At 63.2% G+C, this 16,509-nt stretch carries 12 protein-coding genes; 9 read left to right on the top strand and 3 right to left on the bottom strand.

Annotation, left to right across the window (positions count from 1 at the left end; genetic code table 11):
• Positions 1-497: 497 nt before the first annotated feature.
• On the bottom strand, positions 498-2,294 hold the full coding sequence (locus tag VWY75_RS05700) for a diguanylate cyclase (RefSeq protein ID WP_416539193.1): 1,797 nt from the start codon (positions 2,292-2,294) through the stop codon (positions 498-500).
• 230 nt (positions 2,295-2,524) lie between these two features.
• Here VWY75_RS05700 and VWY75_RS05705 point away from each other — a divergent pair, with 230 nt between their 5' ends.
• Positions 2,525-4,885, top strand: coding sequence for an ATP-dependent helicase (locus VWY75_RS05705; RefSeq protein ID WP_340545030.1), 2,361 nt, complete (start codon positions 2,525-2,527; stop codon positions 4,883-4,885).
• 333 nt (positions 4,886-5,218) lie between these two features.
• On the opposite strand, the gene VWY75_RS05710 is transcribed toward VWY75_RS05705, so the two are convergent.
• Positions 5,219-5,437 (bottom strand): DUF1127 domain-containing protein, encoded by a 219-nt coding sequence (locus tag VWY75_RS05710; RefSeq protein ID WP_340545031.1) that lies wholly within the window; start codon positions 5,435-5,437, stop codon positions 5,219-5,221.
• A 328-nt stretch (positions 5,438-5,765) separates the two neighbouring features.
• Between VWY75_RS05710 and VWY75_RS05715 the strand changes: the two genes are divergently transcribed.
• From VWY75_RS05715 to mraY, 8 genes are all read left to right on the top strand, one after another.
• Complete coding sequence (locus tag VWY75_RS05715; protein ID WP_340545032.1) at positions 5,766-6,836, top strand: Mrp/NBP35 family ATP-binding protein; 1,071 nt, start codon at positions 5,766-5,768, stop codon at positions 6,834-6,836.
• Between the two features lie 698 nt (positions 6,837-7,534).
• A complete protein-coding gene (mraZ, locus tag VWY75_RS05720; RefSeq protein WP_340545033.1) occupies positions 7,535-8,038 on the top strand; it encodes a division/cell wall cluster transcriptional repressor MraZ in 504 nt (167 codons plus the stop codon).
• Positions 8,039-8,041: 3 nt separating this feature from the next.
• Positions 8,042-9,046, top strand: coding sequence for a 16S rRNA (cytosine(1402)-N(4))-methyltransferase RsmH (gene rsmH, locus VWY75_RS05725; RefSeq protein WP_416539194.1), 1,005 nt, complete (start codon positions 8,042-8,044; stop codon positions 9,044-9,046).
• Positions 9,046-9,420 carry a cell division protein FtsL gene (gene ftsL, locus VWY75_RS05730; RefSeq protein ID WP_014874069.1) on the top strand — a complete coding sequence of 125 codons (375 nt, stop codon included), beginning with the start codon at positions 9,046-9,048 and terminating at the stop codon, positions 9,418-9,420. The genes rsmH and ftsL overlap by 1 nt, the downstream gene beginning before the upstream one ends.
• Positions 9,417-11,204: a peptidoglycan D,D-transpeptidase FtsI family protein gene (locus VWY75_RS05735; protein WP_416536753.1), complete on the top strand. Its 1,788-nt coding sequence runs from the start codon at positions 9,417-9,419 to the stop codon at positions 11,202-11,204. Before ftsL ends, VWY75_RS05735 begins: the two co-directional genes overlap by 4 nt.
• Before the next feature lie 15 nt (positions 11,205-11,219).
• A complete protein-coding gene (locus VWY75_RS05740) occupies positions 11,220-12,704 on the top strand; it encodes a UDP-N-acetylmuramoyl-L-alanyl-D-glutamate--2,6-diaminopimelate ligase (RefSeq protein WP_416539195.1) in 1,485 nt (494 codons plus the stop codon).
• Positions 12,701-14,113 carry a UDP-N-acetylmuramoyl-tripeptide--D-alanyl-D-alanine ligase gene (locus tag VWY75_RS05745; RefSeq protein WP_416539196.1) on the top strand — a complete coding sequence of 471 codons (1,413 nt, stop codon included), beginning with the start codon at positions 12,701-12,703 and terminating at the stop codon, positions 14,111-14,113. Before VWY75_RS05740 ends, VWY75_RS05745 begins: the two co-directional genes overlap by 4 nt.
• A 27-nt stretch (positions 14,114-14,140) precedes the next feature.
• Positions 14,141-15,223, top strand: a complete 1,083-nt coding sequence (mraY, locus tag VWY75_RS05750; protein WP_061048820.1) for a phospho-N-acetylmuramoyl-pentapeptide-transferase — start codon at positions 14,141-14,143, stop codon at positions 15,221-15,223.
• Between the two features lie 331 nt (positions 15,224-15,554).
• Here mraY and VWY75_RS05755 read toward each other — a convergent pair whose 3' ends face one another.
• Positions 15,555-16,469 (bottom strand): glutaminase, encoded by a 915-nt coding sequence (locus VWY75_RS05755; protein ID WP_340545038.1) that lies wholly within the window; start codon positions 16,467-16,469, stop codon positions 15,555-15,557.
• Positions 16,470-16,509: the final 40 nt, after the last annotated feature.

Raw genomic sequence — 16,509 nt, forward strand, 5'->3', positions numbered from 1 at the left:
CGGCGCTGTTGTCGTCCGTATGTCCCACCTGCTGCGCGCCCTTTTGGTGCCTCTCTCGCGGGTCGCTGCCATCCGTTACCCACCCCGGTGCATTGTGCGGACCTCTATCGCTTGCGAGCCTTCTGATCGGCGTCTTGTCGCGGCCCTGCGGGGGTCACGCCGGGTCGTGGGGCCGCGCCAGGCGAAGAGCCAGGTCCATCGGGCGCGCGATGTGTCCGCCAATTGCAAAAGGGGGCTATTGCGCGCCCGATGGGCCAACGGTCGGCGTCGGGCGTGTCATCCTGTTGGCTGGTCAATGACCGATCCGAAGGATCGCGCAGCGAGCGCGAAGCCCATGTCGAAGGCGGTCAGCCCAAGCGCCCAGTTGCCCGGTCACGCCGTCAATCCAGCCGCCGCAACTGGGGCGCTGGCGCCGGGTGCATCGTTTGGTCGCTGTGACGGGGCTTTGGTCAATGCCCGTCGGCCCGGTTCCTGCTGCGGGGGCAGGGGTCTCCGGCCTACTCCGCAGCGATCGAGTTGCCCGAATCCGACGGCCTTGAGGGACCTGTCTGCGCGGCAGGGTTGCGTGGCGCCTGCTCTGCGGCGGAGGCGACACAGACCTGGTTGCGGCCTTTCGCCTTTGCCTCGTAGAGCGCCTCGTCGGAGGCGCGCAGCAGGTCCTGTGGCATCGTGCCGTGGCGCGGGTAATGGGCCACGCCAAGCGAGATCGAAATCCCCGGCAGCGCCTTCTCGCCGTAGCGGACGACAATCGCCTCCACGGCCTGGCGCAGCAGCTCGGCCTTGGTCATCACATCCTGCTGGCTGACCCCGGGAAGGATCAGCGTGAATTCCTCTCCGCCCGGACGGCAGGCCACTTCATCGCCGTCACAGGCCTGTTCCAGCACCGAACCGACCGCCCGCAGGACCATGTCACCGGCATCATGGCCGTGATTGTCATTGAACTTCTTGAAATGATCCACATCCACCGCAATCAGGCTCAGCGGTGTGCCGCTTTTCTGGCTGCTGGAGATGCTCTTGCGCAGGGTCTCCGTCATGTGGCGACGGTTGAACAGACCGGTCAGCGGATCACGCACCGACTGATCATGCAGCTGGTCGCGCATCCGCACATTGGCGATCGCCATGGAGATCTGTTCGGCGCACATCTGGGCCAGTTTCTTGCTGCTGCGGAACTCTTCCGTGGCGTCGCTCAGCGCGCGCAGATGCATCAGGCCGACGGTCTCGCCATGGGCCAGAATCGGGAAACAGTAATAGGCGCGGCCGTCATGCGGCTCGGCATGTTCGCAGACAAAATCAATCTCGGAGGAGCCGAATTCATAGCTGCGGCCGCGACGCAGCCCCCAGCATTCTTCCGGGTGGATATGGTCCTTGTGACTGCCGCCATTCCAGCTGGCACAGCCGTCGAGCACATCGCGCGAGTTGGAGTAGACATAGACGCTGCCCTCAGCCGTCGGCAGGATATGGGTCATGAAACGGGCCACCATGTCGAACAGCTCGTCGAGCGAACGGCTGGATTGCAGCCATTCGTTCAGCTCTCCCAGCAGCTGCACTTCACGGGCCAGCCGCAGCTGCTCGTCCAGGATCTCGCGCTCGGTCTCGTTGCGCTGGCGCAGCTGATTCATGCGGAATCGGTTCGATTTGAACACGACATAAACAGCAATTGTCATTGCCAGCAGCGCTATGGATGTCAGCACGATCAGCGACAGCCGCACCCGGTTGATGAAGATGTTCCGCAGCTCGGTGATATCGGTATAGAAATCAATCGCACCGTCGAAATGCCCGTTATGAATAAGGGGCATGTATACCTGTGCGATCTCCCGCGTGACCTCGCTGTTGTAGTTGCCGGTTGCCAGGGTCAGCCCGTCGACGTCATAGGCGGGCAAGGCATCGTGCATATAGTAGACCTCACCTTTGGCGACCTTGGTGGTGAAAAAGACATTTGCCTCAAACTCGCCGATTTCATCGCTGCGCGAGGACCAGAAAATTTCGCCCGAGCTGGTCAGCAGGCGATAGCGGTAGACATCGGTTTCCTCGGTGAACAGCGCCAGCATATGGGCGTCATGCGGCTGGATGATGCCCTCCTCGAACGACTCCTCCGGGTTTGCCATATGCAGGACGATCCGCCGCTGCCAGAGTTCCGCCTGTTTGCGGATGTCGGCTTCCAGCATGTGATCGACGATGGGGGTTGGCACCGCAAAAACGGCCCAGACCGAGGCGGCCGCGGCCACAACCAGCACGAAAAGGAGTGACATGCTGCGGGTTCTCTCCGCGACGCTGGTTTTGAGATCAGGTTTCATTGTGCCGTCTGCCGTCCGATTGAGAGTGCCCTCACGGCGCTATGGCCGCTGGTCCATGCTGGTCGGTTGAGTTTTCAATTGTGTTAATCGTTAACCTAAATTCCGGGGTGTCGGGGTTTAAACTACTGAAGATTTTCGGGATTTGCTCGGTTGATCTGTTGCGGATGCCTGCGGAACAGACTGTGAACGCCCTCTTTCCGCCGGGATTGAATCACGTTAATGTCCTGCCCATGAGCAGTTTTGACGATATCGACCCCTATGAGGGGATTTCGCTGTCCGCGCGGGCCATGGCGGCGCGGCCGATGCCCTATCTTGACGGGCTGAACCCCGCACAGCGCGCCGCCGTCGAATGTCTGGAAGGTCCCGTGCTGATGCTGGCAGGGGCCGGCACCGGCAAGACCAAGGCGCTGACTGCGCGGATTGTCCATCTGCTGACCACCGGCACGGCCAAACCAAACGAGATCCTTGCCGTGACCTTCACCAACAAGGCCGCGCGTGAGATGAAGGAGCGCGTCGCCGGAATGCTGGGGCAGGCGGTTGAGGGGATGCCCTGGCTTGGCACCTTCCACTCGATCTGCGTGAAACTGCTGCGCCGTCACGCCGAACTGGTCGGGCTGAAATCCAATTTCACCATTCTGGACACCGACGATCAGATCCGGCTGCTGAAACAGCTGATCAAGGCCGAAGGCATAGATGACAAACGCTGGCCTGCGCGGATGCTGGCGGGGGTGATCGACGATTGGAAAAACCGCGCGCTGACGCCTTCCCGGGTGCCGGTTGCGGATGCCAGCGCCTATAATCACCGTGGCGTGGACCTCTATGCGCAGTATCAGGTGCGGCTGAAGGATCTGAATGCGGTCGATTTCGGCGATCTTCTGCTGCATATGGTCACCATCTTTCAGGACAACCCGGATGTGCTGGAACAATACCAGCGCTGGTTCCGCTTTATCATGGTGGACGAATATCAGGATACCAACGTGGCCCAGTATCTCTGGCTGCGGCTTCTCGCGGGCGCGCATAAGAACATCTGCTGCGTTGGTGACGATGATCAGTCGATCTATGGTTGGCGCGGGGCCGAGGTGGGCAATATCCTGCGGTTTGAAAAGGATTTTCCCGGCGCCAATGTGGTCCGGCTGGAACAGAACTACCGCTCGACCGAACATATTCTCAGCGCCGCCTCCGGGGTGATCCGGGGCAACAGCGGACGTCTGGGCAAGGAACTCTGGACCGAGGCACGCGGCGGCGAAAAGGTGCGTCTGATCGGCCATTGGGACGGCGAGGAGGAGGCTCGCTGGATCGGCGAGGAGATCGAGGCGATGCAGCGCGGCACCCGTGGCCTTGCCCCCATCGACCTCAACAATATGGCGATTCTGGTGCGGGCCTCGCATCAGATGCGCGCCTTTGAAGACCGCTTTCTGACCATTGGTCTGCCGTACCGGGTCATCGGCGGGCCGCGCTTCTACGAGCGGCTCGAAATTCGCGATGCCATGGCCTATTTCCGGCTGGTGGTCAGCCCGGAGGACGATCTGGCGTTTGAGCGGATCGTCAATACCCCCAAACGTGGTCTTGGCGACAAGGCGCAGCAGACCATCCAAACCATGGCGCGCAGCAATGGCGTCTCATTGGTCGAGGGCGCGCGGCTCGCGGTGGAGAGCGGCCAGATCAAGGGCAAGGGCGGCAATGCCCTGCGCCAGCTGGTCACCGATCTTTCCCGCTGGGGACGTCTGGCGGGCGACGCCGACATGACCCATATGGAGCTGGCCGAAACCATCCTCGACGAGAGCGGCTACACCACCATGTGGCAGACCGACAAGAACCCGGATTCGCCGGGCCGTCTGGAAAACCTCAAGGAACTGGTCAAGGCGCTGGAGGCGTTTGAAAACCTGCAGGGCTTCCTCGAACATGTCAGCCTGATCATGGACAATGACAAACAGGATGCGGCGCAGAAGGTCTCCATCATGACGCTGCACGCCGCCAAGGGGCTGGAATTTCCTGCCGTCTTCCTGCCGGGCTGGGAGGATGGTCTCTTTCCCTCGCAGCGCTCGATGGACGAAAGCGGCCTGAAGGGCCTCGAGGAAGAACGCCGTCTGGCCTATGTCGGTATCACGCGGGCCGAGGACATCTGCACGATCTCCTTTGCCGGCAACCGCCGTGTCTTTGGTCAGTGGCAATCGCAGCTGCCCTCCCGTTTCATTGATGAGCTGCCCGAAGAACATGTCGAGGTGCTGACCCCGCCCGGTCTCTACGGCGGCGGCTACGGCGCGGCGGCTCCGGGCGGTTTCGGGGGCGTGCGCTCCACGATTGAGGACCGCATGGCCTCTGCCGATGGGTACAACTCGCCGGGCTGGAAACGCATGCAGTCCCGCGCCGGAGAGCGTGGTCTGTCCCAGCCCAAGGAAAGCAAGTCCAGCGTCATCGACCTCACCGCCACCTCCGCCTTCACTGCCGGTGAACGGGTGTTCCACCAGAAATTCGGCTATGGCGCGATCACCGCGATCGAGGGGGACAAGCTGGAAGTCGCATTCGAGAAGGCCGGCACGAAAAAGGTTGTCGCCCGTTTCGTCACCGCAGCAGAGGACGTGCCGTTCTGACCGCGCCGACTGCGGGTCTGATCCAGCACCGATAGATCCCCGCCATCGGCAGGCGGGCACCAGCTCGGGCGTCGGCAGTTTGCCGGCGCCTTTTTGCGTCCTGTCATCAATGGGAGGCGCTGCCGATCAGGCAATCAGGCACAAAAAACGGCGGTGCCAGGGAGGAGGAGGGCACCGCCGTTCTGTACAACACCATACCATCAGGGAGGAGGAGGCATGGTGTATCAGGGTCCGGCTATGACGCCGGTATAGGGTGCGGTGACATCAGGGAGGAGGAGGATGTCACCGCGATAGCAGGCTCCCAAGGGAGGAGGAGAAGAGAGCCTGATCTCTTTATTTCGTGCCGTATGCGGCCTCATAGGCGACGCTGCGCAGCATGGAGCGGCTCAGCCCCAGGTCAGCCAGCTCGCGACCGGAGAGCGTCGACAGCTCATCCATGGTCTGGCGATACAGGCGGTAGCGTGCAATCTTGCCTTTCAGCTCGTCGAACATGGCGCGCGGGCTGAAGGCCAGAGCGCCTTTGCGGGTTGTGATATTGTCAACAGCGGCCATCGGTGTTGTCCTTAACGTCTATGAATGTCTGGCCGTTCCCGGCCTCTCTTGGCCTCATAAATATGATAATGCTGCACACGCACAATCCCTGAAAGAGGCATTTCTGCTATGCAGCAAATGCATGGGTTTCCTCGCGGAAACCGGGTTGATCTTGCCGAGGTATGCGCCAATCGGTGTGCTGATGCCTAAATTCGCGGCAGGCGGCAAACGGGCAGGCTACAGGCCGCGCGCAGATTGGGGCCGACCGGGAGCCTGTGCAGGGTCCGATGCGGTCTTGGGCTTGTCGGCCGCAGGTCTTATATGGCGGGTAACCAACAGGAGACAGGCCATGACCCCCACCCAGGATGAGATTCGCGACGCCCTTGCGCGGCTGCAACTGCCCGATGGCGGAACGCTGGTCTCGCGCGACATGCTGCGCGCGCTGATGGTGGAGGGAGGCCGCGTCAGCTTCGTGATCGAGGCGCCCAGCCCGCAGATCGCCGCCCAGATGGAGCCGCTGCGCCGTGCTGCCGAGGCAACCGTTCTGGCGCTGCCGGGTGTGGAGAGCGTCTCCGCGGCGCTGACCGCCCACTCCGATGCCGCCGCGCGGCCCGCGCCGACCCTGAAACTGGGCGGCCACCCCAAGCCGCAGCAGGGGCCGCTGAAACCCAGCGGGGTGAAACGCATTCTCGCCGTCGGATCGGGCAAGGGCGGCGTGGGCAAATCCACCGTCAGCGCCAATCTCGCCGTGGCGCTCACCCGGCAGGGGCGCAAGGTGGGCCTGCTCGACGCTGACATATATGGACCCAGCCAGCCACGCATGATGGGGGCGAGCGGCCGCCCCGCCAGCCCTGACGGCAAGATCATCGAACCGCTGCACGCCCATGGCGTCACGCTGATGTCGATCGGCTTCATGGTTGACGAGGCCAAGGCGGTGGTCTGGCGCGGCCCGATGCTGATGGGCGCGCTTCAGCAGATGCTGGGGCAGGTGAACTGGGGGGAGCTTGACGTGCTGATCGTCGATCTGCCGCCCGGCACCGGCGATGTGCAGCTGACCTTGTGCACCAAGGCCGAGCTGTCCGGCGCCATCGTTGTCTCCACCCCGCAGGATGTGGCGCTGCTGGATGCGCGCAAGGCGATTGACATGTTCAACACCCTGAAAACGCCGGTGCTGGGCCTGATCGAAAACATGTCCTTCTTTGCCTGCCCGGATTGTGGCGGCGAACATCACATCTTTGGTCACGGAGGGGTTGCTGCCGAGGCTGAGCGCATCGGGGTGCCCTTGCTCGGGGCGCTGCCGATTGATCTTGAGACCCGGCTGGCCGGTGACAATGGCACTCCCATCGCTGCCGGTGACGGTCTGATGGCCGAGGCCTATGCAAAAATGGCCGAAGGTCTGATCCGCGGCGGCATGGCCTAGATCGCGAAGCTGAAACGCTCCCGGCGCTGCTGGGAAATCATGGGCCGCGTGGGAATTGATGGGCCATGTGGGAAATTATGGGCGGCGTTGAGACATTTTGGCCCGCTTTCCCGAATCACTGTGCTGTTCTGGCGTGATTTTCAGGCGATATCGCCCGGATCACGGGAATTGCCCCGGTCCAACTGCCACACGCACCCATGAACAGAATGTGAACATTCTGATTCTCCAGACTCGCTCTCAAAATTTCTGGGAAATCATGGCACTTTTTCAAAGCCAGATGTGACCCTACATATAGTGGCCTTTATGGTAACTTAATCTACCACTGGACGTATCTGCGATTCTTTCCCGTAGAATCGGCTCGTCGTTATCTAGATGTGCAGATGTGGTCCATAAAAAACAGTTGTCGCCCACGTATTCCCATAGTATCCCTAGTTCATCGAATGAGACGAAGAGCAGGGGCACCAAACGACCCCAACCAAGACTACTAAGAAGCAGGTTTCATACAGGCCTTCGCTTTCATCGAAAATAGAGAGATCCGGCGCGCGAGCGAGCAGACATCCCCCCAGGTGGCGCGCGCAGTCGGACACCCCGCAAGTCGGGACAAGGAGGCGGGTTGATCAGTGGCAGCAGATCAGCCCGCCCCTTTTGCTTCTGGGGATAGCTTCGGCACGAGGGACGCTGAAAAAAGGGACGATAGATTGGGCCGTAGGTTCAGAGGTGAAAGCCACCACAAGGTGGATACAAAGGGGCGGGTCTCGATTCCGGCCTCCTTTCGCCGTGTTCTGGAAGCGGGTGACCCCAACTGGCAATCCGGCAGCAACCCCGAACTGGTCATCGTCTATGGTGACCACCGCCGCAATTTCTTGGAATGCTACACGATGGAGGCGATCGAGGAAGTCGACGCCAAAATCGACGCCTTGCCGCGCGGCTCGATGCCGCGCAAGATGTTGCAGCGCATGTTCCACGGTCAGTCCTTCCCGACCACCGTTGATGAAACCGGGCGGCTAGTACTGCCCGCCAAGCTGCGCAACAAGATCAATCTGGAGGCCGAGGCGTTCTTCATCGCCGCCGGCGACACCTTCCAGATCTGGAAGCCTGAAACCTATGAAGAGGAAGAACTGGCAAAATCCGAGGAGTGGCTGGACGATCTGCCCGAGGACTTTGACCCGGCGGAATTCCTCGATGGCGCCGGAGGCGCTTGATCCATGACAACGGACCGCCCAACCTCAACCGGTCCTCACGTACCGGTCCTTCTGCGTCCGCTGCTGAAAGCCGTGGCGCCGGTTTCCGGGCGCTGGCTCGATGGCACCTTCGGGGCCGGGGGCTACAGCCGGGGCCTGCTGGAGGCGGGGGCCGATCACGTGATCGGCGTTGATCGCGATCCGCTGGCCTTTGAAATGGCTGAAAGCTGGATCGGCGACTACGATGGCCGCCTGACCCTGCAACAGGGGGTGTTCTCCCGCATGGATGAATATGCGCAGGATCTCGACGGCGTCGTCCTCGATCTTGGCGTCTCCTCCATGCAGCTGGATCTGGCCGAACGCGGCTTTTCCTTCATGCGCGACGGGCCGCTGGATATGCGGATGTCGCAGGATGGCCCCTCTGCCGCCGATCTGGTCGCGGAACTGGACGAGGCGGCGCTGGCCGATATCCTGTTCCTCTTTGGCGAGGAACGCGCCAGCCGCCGTATTGCCCGCGCCATCGTGAAGGCCCGCACCGAGGCGCCGATCACCACTACACTCCAGCTCGCCGGAATCATCGAGAGCTGCCTGCCGCGCTCCAAACCCGGCCAGTCACATCCGGCAACCCGCAGTTTTCAGGGGCTGCGCATCGCGGTGAACGCCGAATATGAAGAGCTGTTCGAGGGGCTGCTGGCCGCCGAACGCGCGCTGAAACCCGGCGGTCTGCTGGCGGTTGTGACCTTCCATTCCATCGAAGATCGCATGGTCAAACGCTTCTTCCAGCATCGCGCGGGCAAAACCGGTCGCGCCAACCGCTACGCCCCCGAGGTCGAGGAAACGCCGTCGCAATTCACGCTGGTCACTCGCAAGGCCGTCGGGCCGGACGATCAGGAGCTGGCGGACAACCCGCGCTCACGCTCTGCCCGGCTGCGCGTCGGTCGCCGCACCGGGGCCGCGCCGATTGCGATCAGCGCCAAGGATATTGGCATGCCGCAGCTGAAACAGGCGCAGGCAAGAGAGAAACGCTGATGAAGACCCTGCTTTATATCGCCACCTGTCTCGCCGTCTTTGGGCTGGCTTTCTGGGCCTACCGCGAGAATTACACCACCCAGCAGGTGCTGAAGGAAACCCGCAGCCTGCAACGCCAGATCGGCGCATCGCAGGTCCGGCTCAGCGTGCTGCGCGCCGAATGGGCCTATCTCAACCGTCCCGACCGGCTGCGCGAACTGGCGGAACTCAATTTTGATCGCCTCAGCCTGCTGCCGCTGCGCCCGGAACAGTTTGGCCGCGTGGATGAGGTCGCCTATCCGCCGCAGGAGGATGAGCTGCTGGATTTTACCAACGGGGTTGAGGTTTCCTCGCTTGGGGCCAATGGGCAGACCGCAACGGGGACACAGCCATGATCCGCACGCCGCTACGCCCGCTGGCGCGGATCCTGACCGCGCGCGCGCGGGGCGAGAACCCGGATGCCATCGAACGCGAAAACCTGCGCCAGCGCCACGCCGAGATGCAGGCCCATGCCCGCCAGCGCGCCGAGGGGCGGCTGCTGGTTCTGGGCATGTTCTTCCTCTGCGCCTTCACCGCGATTGGCGCCCGTATGGCAACGCTGGCCACCTCGGAGCCGGTCGAACCGGTCGCCAGCGCGCCGGGCAGCGCCATTGCCATGCAGCGCGCCGATATCGTCGACCGCAAGGGCCGCATTCTGGCAACCAACTTCGAGACCCATTCGCTCTATGCCCAGCCACCGCAGATGGTCGACCCGGACGGGGCGGCGCGGCGTCTGGTGGAGATTTTCCCCGATCTGGAGCTGGAACGCCTGCTGAAGGATTTTTCCGGCAAGCGTAAGTTCATCTGGATCAAGAAAAAAATCAGCCCCGAACAGAAACAGGCCGTCCATGACATCGGCGATCCGGGGCTGCTGTTTGGTCCGCGCGAAATGCGTCTTTACCCCAATGGCAGCCTGGCGGCCCATGTGCTGGGCGGCGCCGGTTTCGGCAAGGAAGGCGTCAGCGCCGCCGAGGTGATCGGTGTTGCCGGGGTCGAAAAACAGTTCGACGACTACCTGCGCGACCCGGCCAACGGCGGGCGGCCCTTGCAGCTCTCGCTGGATCTGACGGTGCAGGCGGCATCCGAGCGGGTGCTTTTCGGCGGCATGAAGCTGATGAACGCCAAAGGCGCCACCTCGATCCTGATGGATGTTCACACCGGCGAGGTGATTTCGGTGGTGTCGCTGCCGGATTTTGATCCCAATGACCGCCCACGTCCGCCGACCTCCGGTTTCGATCCCTCCGACAGCCCGTTGTTCAACCGCGCGGTGCAGGGGGTCTATGAACTGGGCTCGACCTTCAAGATTTTCACCGCAGCTCAGGCCGTTGATCTGGGGCTGGTGAATTCCGAGACCATTATCGACACCTCCGGTCCAATGCGGATCGGGCGCTTTCCGATTGGCGAGTTCCACAACAAGAACTACGGCAAGCTGAGTGTCGCCGATATCATCGTCAACAGCTCCAACCGGGGCACCGGGCGCCTGGCGCTGCAGATCGGTGCCCAGCGGCAGCAGGATTTCCTGCGCGCCATGGGGATGTTTGATCCGACGCCGATCGAAATCGCCGAGGCCGCAGGCGGTAAGCCGCTCAAACCCAGCAAATGGGGCGAGCTCAGCACGGTGACGATTTCCTATGGGCACGGGCTGTCCACCAGCCCGATGCATCTGGCAGCCGGTTATGCGGCCATCGCCAATGGCGGCCAATATGTCAGCCCCACCATCCTGCGCCAGAAGGGGCCGCAGCTGGGCCACCGGGTGATGTCGGCTGAGGCGGCCCGTCAGGCCCGCGCCATGCTGCGCAAGGTGGTGACCAGCGGCACCGCTTCCTTTGGCGAGGTTCCGGGTTATCAGGTGGGCGGCAAGACCGGCACCGCCGATAAACCCAAACCACGCGGCGGCTATTACGAAAGCAAGGTCATCGCCACCTTCGCCGCGATGTTCCCGGCCCATGATCCGAAATATGTGCTGGTGGTGACGCTGGATGAACCCTCGGTCATCGCCCATGGCGAGGAGCGCCGCACCGCAGGCTGGACCGCTGTGCCCGTCGCTGGCGAAATGATCGGTCGGATCGCGCCGCTGCTTGGCCTCAGACCGCAAGTTGAACCGGATGAGATGGCTGCTATAACCCTCACCTCAAACTGATCAGGTGGGGTTGCTATGGGCACCATTGAAAACCGTCCTCTTAGCCAGCTGGGGCTGACCGCTCGCGGCGGTGTCGATCCGACGATCCATGGCATTGCCGTGGACAGCCGCAAGGTGGTCGAAGGGGGGCTGTTTGCAGCCCTTCCGGGCAGTCAGGTGCATGGCGCCAAATTTGTGCCCGCCGCTCTCGGCAATGGGGCGGCTGCGATTCTCACCGATGCGACAGGCGCGTCGATTGCGGCGGAGCTGCTGCGCGAGTCGACCGTGGCGCTGGTGGTGGTCGAAGACCCGCGTCAGGCGCTGGCCTATGCCTCGGCGCTGTGGTTCGGCGCACAGCCCGAAACCATGGTGGCAGTGACCGGCACCAATGGCAAAACCTCGGTGGCGAGCTTTGTGCGCCAGATCTGGGTGGAGCTGGGCCATAAGGCGGTGAACCTCGGCACCACGGGGGTTGAGGGCGCCTGGAGCCATCCGCTCAACCACACCACCCCGGAGCCGGTTACCCTGCATGACGCGCTGGCAAAAGCGGCGGCGGCGGGGGTTACCCATGCCGCAATGGAGGCCTCCTCGCATGGGCTGGATCAGCGGCGTCTGGATGGTGTGCATCTGGCGGCGGCGGGGTTCACCAATTTCACCCAGGACCACCTCGATTACCACGAGACGTTTGAGGCATATTTCGCCGCCAAGGCGGGCCTGTTCCGCCGGGTGCTGCCCGATGATGGCGTGGCCGTCATCAACATGGACGACCCGCGCGGCGCCGAGATGCGGGCGGTCGCCGCTGCGCGCGGGCATGAGGTGATATCGGTCGGGCGCGGTCTCGGTGATCTGAGCCTTGTCGGTGCGCGTTATGACGCCTCGGGGCAGGACATGCGCTTTACCTGGCACGACCGGCCTTATCAGGCCCGGCTCAACCTTATTGGCGGCTTTCAGGCGGAGAATATCCTTTTGGCCTGCGGTCTGGTGATTGCAAGCGGCGAGGACCCGGATGCGGTCTTTGCGACGCTGCCGCATTTGCAGACCGTGCGCGGCCGGATGCAGCTGGCGGCCACGCGCGAAAATGGCGCGACGGTTTTTGTGGATTACGCCCATACGCCTGATGCCGTGGCCACCGCGATCAAGGCACTGCGCCCGCATGTGCTGGGTCGGCTGGTCGCCATTGTTGGTGCCGGTGGTGATCGCGATGCCGCCAAACGCCCGCTGATGGGACAGGCGGCGCAGGACAATGCCGATCTGGTGATCGTGACCGATGACAACCCCCGCAGCGAGGACCCGGCCGTGATCCGCGCCGCCGTCAAGGGCGGCGCGCCGGATGCGATGGAAGTTGGCGACCGGGCCGAGGCGATCCTGCGCGGCGTTGATGCGCTGGGACCCGGCGATGCCCTGCTGATCTGCGGCAAGGGCCATGAAACCGGCCAGATCGTTGGCAGTGATGTTTTGCCCTTTGATGATGTGGAGCAGGCCAGCATGGCGGTCGCGGCTCTCGACGGGAGGTTGGTATGAGCCTTTGGACAGCTGAGGAGGCGGCAGCGGCCACCGGTGGTCAGGCGATTGGCGACTGGAGCGTGAATGGCATTTCCATCGACACCCGCAGCATTGCGGCGGGCGATCTCTTTGTGGCGCTGAAGGCGGCGCGCGATGGCCATGACTTCGTGGCGCAGGCGCTGGAGAAAGGCGCTGGTGCGGCGCTGGTCTCGCGCAGGCCCGAGGGCGTCGGTGACGATGCGCCGCTGTTGCTGGTGAATGACGTGCAGGCCGGGCTGGAGGCTCTGGGCCGGGCAGGTCGTGCGCGCACGGATGCACGGGTGATTGCCGTCACCGGATCGGTCGGCAAGACCTCGACCAAGGAAATGCTGGCGCGGATGCTGTCCGATCAGGGGCGCACCCATGCGGCTGTTGCCAGCTATAACAACCATTGGGGCGTGCCGCTGACGCTGGCGCGGATGCCGCGGGACACCGAATTTGCCGTCATCGAGATCGGCATGAATCACCCCGGTGAAATCAGCCCGCTTGCCAAGCAGGCGCGTCCGCATGTGGCGATGGTCACCACCGTGGCGCCGGTGCATCTGGAGGCCTTTGACGGGATCGAGGGCATCGCCGCCGAGAAAGCCGCCATCATCGACGGGCTGGAGCCGGGCGGTGTTGCGGTGCTGAACGCCGATATTGCCGAGGCTCCGATCCTGCACTCCGTTGCCGAGGAGGCTGCGCGCCCTGCGCAGTGGTTTGGCACCGGTCAGGGGCCGATCGTTCCGGGCTATCGCCTGACCGGAACCGCCTCACGCGGGGATGAGACAGAGGCCGAGGTCACGCTGCCGGATGGGCAGCGATATCGCCTGAATATCCAGTCGCTTGGCGCCCATTTTGCGATGAACGCGCTTGGCGCGCTGGCCTGTCTGGCGGCGCTGGATCTGGATCTGGCCAAGGCCGTGCAAAGCCTGTCGCTCTGGTCGCCGGTCACCGGGCGCGGGGCGCGTGAAACCGTGACGCTTGGCGCGGGGCGGGGCGAGATCCTGCTGCTGGATGACAGTTACAACGCCAATCCGACCTCGGTCGCGGCGGCGCTGGCGGTTCTGGCCGCGACCCCCTGCGCGGGACGGCGGATTGCCTATCTGGGCGATATGAAGGAGCTGGGACCGCAGGAGGCCGATCTGCACGCGGCCCTTGCCGATCTGCCCGCGATGGCGGATCTCGATGTGGTGCATTGCATCGGCCCGCTGATGGGGGCACTTCATGCGGCGTTGCCTGCGGACAAACGTGGTGGTCACTATGCCAGCAGCGGTGATGTGCAGGCGGATCTGGCGGGTCAGATCGCGGCGGGGGATGTGGTTTTGGCCAAGGGGTCGCTCAGCATGGCGCTGGCCAAGGTTGTTGACGGCATCCGCGAATTGGGCCATGGCGAGGCCACTTTCTGAACTTTGACGAACTGAGGACCGGCTGACATGCTCTATTGGTTAACCGCGCTGTCGGATGGGGGCGATCTTTTCAACCTCTTCCGCTACATCACCTTCCGCGCGGGCGGGGCGTTTCTGACGGCGCTTCTGTTTGGGTTTCTGTTTGGGCCACCGCTGATCAATGTGCTGCGCAAGAAGCAGGGCAAGGGTCAGCCGATCCGTGATGACGGCCCCGAAGGGCATCTGGCAAAGGCCGGTACGCCCACCATGGGCGGGCTGCTCATCGTCGGCGCGCTGGTGACGGCGACGCTGCTCTGGGCGCGCTGGGACAATCCCTTTGTCTGGCTGGTGCTGTTTGTGACGCTGTCCTTTGCGCTGATCGGTTTTGCCGATGATTATGCCAAGGTCTCCAAGCAGAACACCGCAGGCGTACCGGGCAAGCTGCGGCTGGCGCTTGGGATCACCATTGCGGTGATCGCCGCCCTCTGGGCCTCTGCCTATCATCCGGTGGAGTTGCAGAACCAGCTGGCGCTGCCGGTGTTCAAGGATACGCTGATCAACCTTGGTCTGTTCTACGTGCCGTTTTCGATCTGCGTGATCGTCGGCGCGGCCAATGCGGTGAACCTGACCGATGGGCTTGACGGGCTGGCGATTATGCCGGTGATGATCGCGACCTCGACCCTTGGGGTGATTGCCTATGCGGTGGGGCGTGTGGACTTTACCGAATATCTGGATGTGCATTACGTGCCCGGCACCGGGGAAATCCTGATCTTTGCCGCGGCGCTGTTTGGCGGCGGTCTGGGCTTCCTTTGGTACAATGCGCCGCCAGCGGCGGTGTTCATGGGCGATACCGGCTCGCTCGCCCTTGGCGGCGCCTTGGGCGCCATCGCGGTGGTCACCAAACACGAGCTGGTGCTGGCGATTGTCGGCGGGCTGTTCGTGGTGGAGGCGCTGTCGGTGATCATTCAGGTGCTCTATTTCAAGCGCACCGGCAAACGGGTCTTCCTGATGGCGCCGATCCATCACCACTATGAGAAAAAGGGCTGGGCGGAGCCGACCATCGTGATCCGCTTCTGGATCATCTCGCTGATCCTCGCGATGATCGGTCTGGCCACGCTGAAAGTGCGCTGAGCCACGCCGGATCGCCGCCGCGCAGGTCATCCTGCGGGGCGGTGTGCCGATCTGGTCTGATATCTGAAACCGCTCGGGGCTGAAAATGCTTCGGGCGGTTTTGCGTAAGAAGAAGGCGGCGCCGCCGGAGGGGCGGAGGGTGGATGACCTTTGCCAGGGGTCATCTCCGTCTGTCGGCCTGTGCGGATCCCCATACGCCCGGAGTCTTGACCTTGAAAGGGTCAGTTGGGCGGGGACGTTCTCCTGATCTTGGTGTTGCAACGGATGTGAGCATAGCGCTGCCGCCTGAACGGATGGTAAGCCCTGCGTGCGCCGGGCTGGCAACGGCGGCTCAGAACACCGACCAGTCCATCTCCCGCGCCAGCCGCTCCATCGCTTCGGTGCCCAGTTTCGAATTGCCGTTGCGGTCCAGCCCCGGCGACCAGACGGCGATGCTGGCCTTGCCCGGTACGCTGGCCAGAATACCACCGCCAACCCCGCTTTTGGCGGGCAGGCCGACGCGATAGGCGAACTCGCCCGAGCCATCGTAATGCCCGCAAGTCAGCATCAGCGCATTGAGCCGCCGCACCCGGTCCAGCGAGACCAGCCGCGGACCGACACCGGCGCCGATCAGGAAACGGCCGGCACGGGCCAGCTGGGTGGTGGTCAGCTCGGTGGCGCAATGGTGGAAATAGGTGCCGAGCACCTTGTCCGGGTCATTCTTGAGATTACCGCAGGAGGCAAGGAAATGGGCATGGGCGAAATTGCGGTGCCCATGGGCGGTTTCGGAGCGGGCAACCGCGCCATTGATGTGGATATCGTCATCCTCGGCGGCGGCGCGGATAAAGCCCAGGAATTCGGCCAGCGCATCGCGCGGTTCGCGGCCCGCCAGCACCTCATCCGTGGTGACAATGGCACCTGCATTCACAAATGGATTGCGCGGTCGGCCGCGTTCATGTTCCAGCTGCACGATGGAGTTGAAGGCGGTGCCGGAGGGTTCGCGACCAACCCGCTGCCAGAGCTGATCGCCGGAGCGCCCGAGCGCAATCGCCAGCGTAAAAAGCTTGGTGATGCTCTGGGCCGAGAACCGCGTGGCGGCATCCCCGGCGCTGTAGATCTGGCCGTCGGCGGTAGCCACGGAGATGGCAAACTGGTGGGGATCGACTTGCCCCAGTTCGGGAATGTAGCTGGCCACGTCGCCCCGGTCGGGATCGTCGCGAAGATCGCGGTTGATGGCATCGAGGATCTGCTGCAATCGCGCGTCCATGGCTGTGGGGCCTCCCAATTTTTGGCCGACACTAGCCGGG

Source organism: Phaeobacter sp. JH20_08, assembly GCF_048056635.1.
In the GTDB taxonomy this organism is placed as follows: Bacteria; Pseudomonadota; Alphaproteobacteria; order Rhodobacterales; family Rhodobacteraceae; genus Phaeobacter; species Phaeobacter bryozoorum.

What these genes read in the sequence shown, in the direction of transcription:
- VWY75_RS05700 (WP_416539193.1), bottom strand. Translation starts at nt 2,294, where the DNA reads ATGAAACCTGATCTCAAAACCAGCGTCGCGGAGAGAACCCGCAGCATG.
- VWY75_RS05705 (WP_340545030.1), top strand. Translation starts at nt 2,525, where the DNA reads ATGAGCAGTTTTGACGATATCGACCCCTATGAGGGGATTTCGCTGTCC.
- VWY75_RS05710 (WP_340545031.1), bottom strand. Translation starts at nt 5,437, where the DNA reads ATGGCCGCTGTTGACAATATCACAACCCGCAAAGGCGCTCTGGCCTTC.
- VWY75_RS05715 (WP_340545032.1), top strand. Translation starts at nt 5,766, where the DNA reads ATGACCCCCACCCAGGATGAGATTCGCGACGCCCTTGCGCGGCTGCAA.
- rsmH (WP_416539194.1), top strand. Translation starts at nt 8,042, where the DNA reads ATGACAACGGACCGCCCAACCTCAACCGGTCCTCACGTACCGGTCCTT.
- ftsL (WP_014874069.1), top strand. Translation starts at nt 9,046, where the DNA reads ATGAAGACCCTGCTTTATATCGCCACCTGTCTCGCCGTCTTTGGGCTG.
- VWY75_RS05735 (WP_416536753.1), top strand. Translation starts at nt 9,417, where the DNA reads ATGATCCGCACGCCGCTACGCCCGCTGGCGCGGATCCTGACCGCGCGC.
- VWY75_RS05740 (WP_416539195.1), top strand. Translation starts at nt 11,220, where the DNA reads ATGGGCACCATTGAAAACCGTCCTCTTAGCCAGCTGGGGCTGACCGCT.
- VWY75_RS05745 (WP_416539196.1), top strand. Translation starts at nt 12,701, where the DNA reads ATGAGCCTTTGGACAGCTGAGGAGGCGGCAGCGGCCACCGGTGGTCAG.
- mraY (WP_061048820.1), top strand. Translation starts at nt 14,141, where the DNA reads ATGCTCTATTGGTTAACCGCGCTGTCGGATGGGGGCGATCTTTTCAAC.
- VWY75_RS05755 (WP_340545038.1), bottom strand. Translation starts at nt 16,469, where the DNA reads ATGGACGCGCGATTGCAGCAGATCCTCGATGCCATCAACCGCGATCTT.